Annotated in this window: 3 protein-coding genes; 1 reads left to right on the top strand and 2 read right to left on the bottom strand. The window is 65.6% G+C overall.

The window, feature by feature from the left end; all coding sequences use genetic code 11:
• Positions 1 to 128 precede the first annotated feature (128 nt).
• Together RUW20_RS04200 and RUW20_RS04195 are read right to left on the bottom strand one after the other, a co-directional pair.
• Positions 129 to 1028, bottom strand: coding sequence for an AEC family transporter (locus RUW20_RS04200; protein ID WP_313950944.1), 900 nt, complete (start codon positions 1026 to 1028; stop codon positions 129 to 131).
• A gap of 24 nt (positions 1029 to 1052) precedes the next feature.
• A complete protein-coding gene (locus tag RUW20_RS04195; RefSeq protein ID WP_313950943.1) occupies positions 1053 to 2216 on the bottom strand; it encodes a CaiB/BaiF CoA-transferase family protein in 1164 nt (387 codons plus the stop codon).
• Positions 2217 to 2649: 433 nt separating this feature from the next.
• Here RUW20_RS04195 and RUW20_RS04190 point away from each other — a divergent pair.
• A partial coding sequence (locus tag RUW20_RS04190) for a hypothetical protein (protein WP_313950942.1) occupies positions 2650 to 2870 on the top strand: 221 nt, incomplete at its 3' end.

Genomic DNA, 2870 nt, shown 5'->3' with positions numbered 1-2870 from the left:
TTGCCGCGATCGTCGCGTCGCTCGAACCCGAAGCAGCCTGTCAGCGGCTGATCGCGCTGGCGCGCGAGCGTGACGGCAGCGACAATATCTCGGTCGGCGTCATCGCCATCCGTGCCGCTGACCGCTGATCAGTAACGCAAGGCGATCGTCAGCCATACCGGTAGCGTGAGCATCGCCAGCAGCGTATTCGCCGACACCAGCCAGGCAACCCCTGGGCCGTCGCCACCCATGCGAACGGCCAGGATGTAGGCCGATGTGGCTGTCGGCAGGGCGGCGAAAACGATCACCGTATCGAAATACACGCCGGTCAGGCCGAGGCTGGATGCCGCAAACAAGCCCGCAGCCGGCACGGCCAGCAGCTTGACCGCCAGCAGGTAGCATGAGGCGGCATGCGACCCTGAACTGCCGCGCAGCTTGAGTGCTGCACCGACCGCCAGCAGCCCGAGCGCGACCGCCGCTTCGCTTAGTCTGCCGAGCACCTGGGCGGCGACCGCCGGCAGCGTCAGTCCGCTGGCGCTGAACAGGAAACCGGCCAGCGTGGCAAGGACCAGTGGATTGCGCGCCATTTCGCGCAACACCCCAAGCTTGCCGTGCCGGGCCAGCATCCATACCGAGGCGGTGTTCGCCAGCGGCACCATGGCGCCGATCAGGATGCCCATCGCCGCAATGCCCTCGGCGCCGTGCAGCTTGCCGATGACCGCCAGGCCGATATAGGAGTTGTAGCGGAAGGCGCACTGGAAGCGCGAGGCGAAGGCGCCCTTGTTCTGCCCGAACAGCGGCGCTGCCAGCAGGCCGAGAACGACACCGCAGAGGAGCGCCGCGGCGCCGCTGGCAAACAACGGTGCGGCGGTGGCAAAGTCGATTCGTGCGCTGGCCAGAGACTTGAACAGCAGCGCTGGGAACAGCACGAAGTAGACCAGTTTCTCGAGTCCGCTCCAGAAGCTGTCGCCGAAATCCACCAGCCGATAAAGGGCCCAGCCGAGCAGGATCAGGCCGAAATCGGGAAGCAGGAGCAGGATGCCTTGCATGGTGATGGCCGCTGCCGGAGCAGCTCAGATCACTCTCTGCGTGCGCAGGCTGGCGATTTCGTCGGCGCTGAAACCCGCCTCGCGGAGGATCTCCTCGCTGTGCTCGCCGGCCGTCGGTGGGTCCAGGCGGGCCCTGAAAGGCATCTCGCTGATCTTGAACGGCGGCGCGAACTGCTTGACGCCAGCGACCTCGACGATCATTTCGCGCGCCCGCAATTGCTCGTTCTCGAGGCTCTCCTCAAAACGCAGTACTGGCGCGACGCAGCAGTCGACGCGCTCGAAAATGGCAGTCCATTCGGCGAACGTCCGCGTGGCGAAGACCGCTTCCAGTTCGCCACGGATGCGCTGCCCGTCGCTGCCGGTGGCGAAAACGAAGGGCGCGAGGTCCGGACGGTCGATGGTCGCACACAGCGTCTGCCAGAATTTTGGCTCCATCGCGCTGACCGCGAGGTGACGACCGTCGCTGGTCGCATAGACGCCGTAGCTGGGCATGCCGCCGGAGAGCACGTCTTCGCCACGTGGCAGTGCCTGACCGAGGCCCAGCACCGCCAGCAAGGGGAAGAGGGTGTGCGCGAAAACGGCGTCGGTCATCGATACATCGACGTAGCGCCCGCGGCCACTGCTGCGGGCATCGACGACGCCGGCGAGGAGGCCGACCAGGGCACTCAAGGAGCCGCCGAGCAGGTCGCCGATCTGGAAGTTGGGTATCACCGGCGCTCCGCCGGGAGCTCCGATCTGGTCGAGCAGGCCGCTGTAGGCGAGGTAATTGAGGTCGTGGCCGGCGCGGTCGCGGTACGGGCCGTCCTGGCCGTAGCCGGTGATCGCGCAGTACACAATGCGTGGATTGATCGCTGATACCGCCTGGTAGCCAATGCCCAGCTTGTCCACCACGCCCGGGCGAAAACCCTCGACGATCACATCCGCTCTCCTGGCGAGGCGCATGAAGGCTTCGACGCCGGCCGCCTGTTTGAGGTCCAGCGTCAGACTGCGCTTGTTGCGATTGACCAGCTGGAAGTAGCTGGTGTCGCCGTGCACCGCACCCGCGGTGCGCGCGTAATCGCCACCACCGGTGTCTTCGATCTTGATCACCTCGGCGCCGAGGTCGCCGAGGTGCATGGTGGCCAGCGGTCCTGGCAACAGTCGCGTGAGGTCGAGGACGCGGAGGCCGGCGAGAGGAGGTGAGCGCATGGGGCAGGGCTTTCGGCAGGGGGTCGGCGCGGCTCGATGGCCAAGCGGCGAGCCGACGATGAGATGGGGTGCGAGGCGCGGTCAAGCGTGGCAAACGACTATTGTAAGCCTTGGACAAGGATCGACGCGTGAGTCGCGCCGGCTCGGCGGCCATGGCTCGCGGGCGCGGTGGTTATGCTCCACGGCTACAACGCGCTATCATCGAGCAAGATTGATGCGCCGTACCGGGTCAGTCGCCACGAGGACGCTGGCCTCCGGAACAAGCGTCCGGGTGGCGTTGTCGGAACGGACGCGCTGGCCATCGGCGAGTACGCTTCTCGCGGTCTTGCCCGTTGTCGGGTACCGCCACAGCGCGTCCCCAGGCGGCCGCAAAATCGCGCTGATCGCGCTTACTAATTAGGCACAGTTGGTCTGTGCAGTGAAAGCCCCAACCATGCTCAACAGGCTGCGAACCCTCGTTACCAGAAAACCGGTGATCATCGGCGTGGGTCTGCTGGTGCTGTATCTGCTCGGCGGATTCCTCGCCTTGCCGGCGATCATCAAGTGGCAGGTCGAGAAACAGGTGCCAGAGCAACTCGGCCACGCGATCAGCGTTGGCCAGGTGCGCTTCAATCCGCTGTTGTTCAGGTTTGAAGTCGACGATCTCGCCCTTTC

Origin of the sequence: Accumulibacter sp. (assembly GCF_032229525.1) — a bacterium.
Classification (GTDB): Bacteria; Pseudomonadota; Gammaproteobacteria; order Burkholderiales; family Rhodocyclaceae; genus Accumulibacter.
The sequence above is the reverse complement of the archived record's forward strand: the minus strand, read 5'-3'. Positions and strand labels throughout refer to the sequence as shown.

Coding starts and splice junctions, on each gene's coding strand:
- RUW20_RS04200 (WP_313950944.1), bottom strand. CDS start 1,028: ATGCAAGGCATCCTGCTCCTGCTTCCCGATTTCGGCCTGATCCTGCTC.
- RUW20_RS04195 (WP_313950943.1), bottom strand. CDS start 2,216: ATGCGCTCACCTCCTCTCGCCGGCCTCCGCGTCCTCGACCTCACGCGA.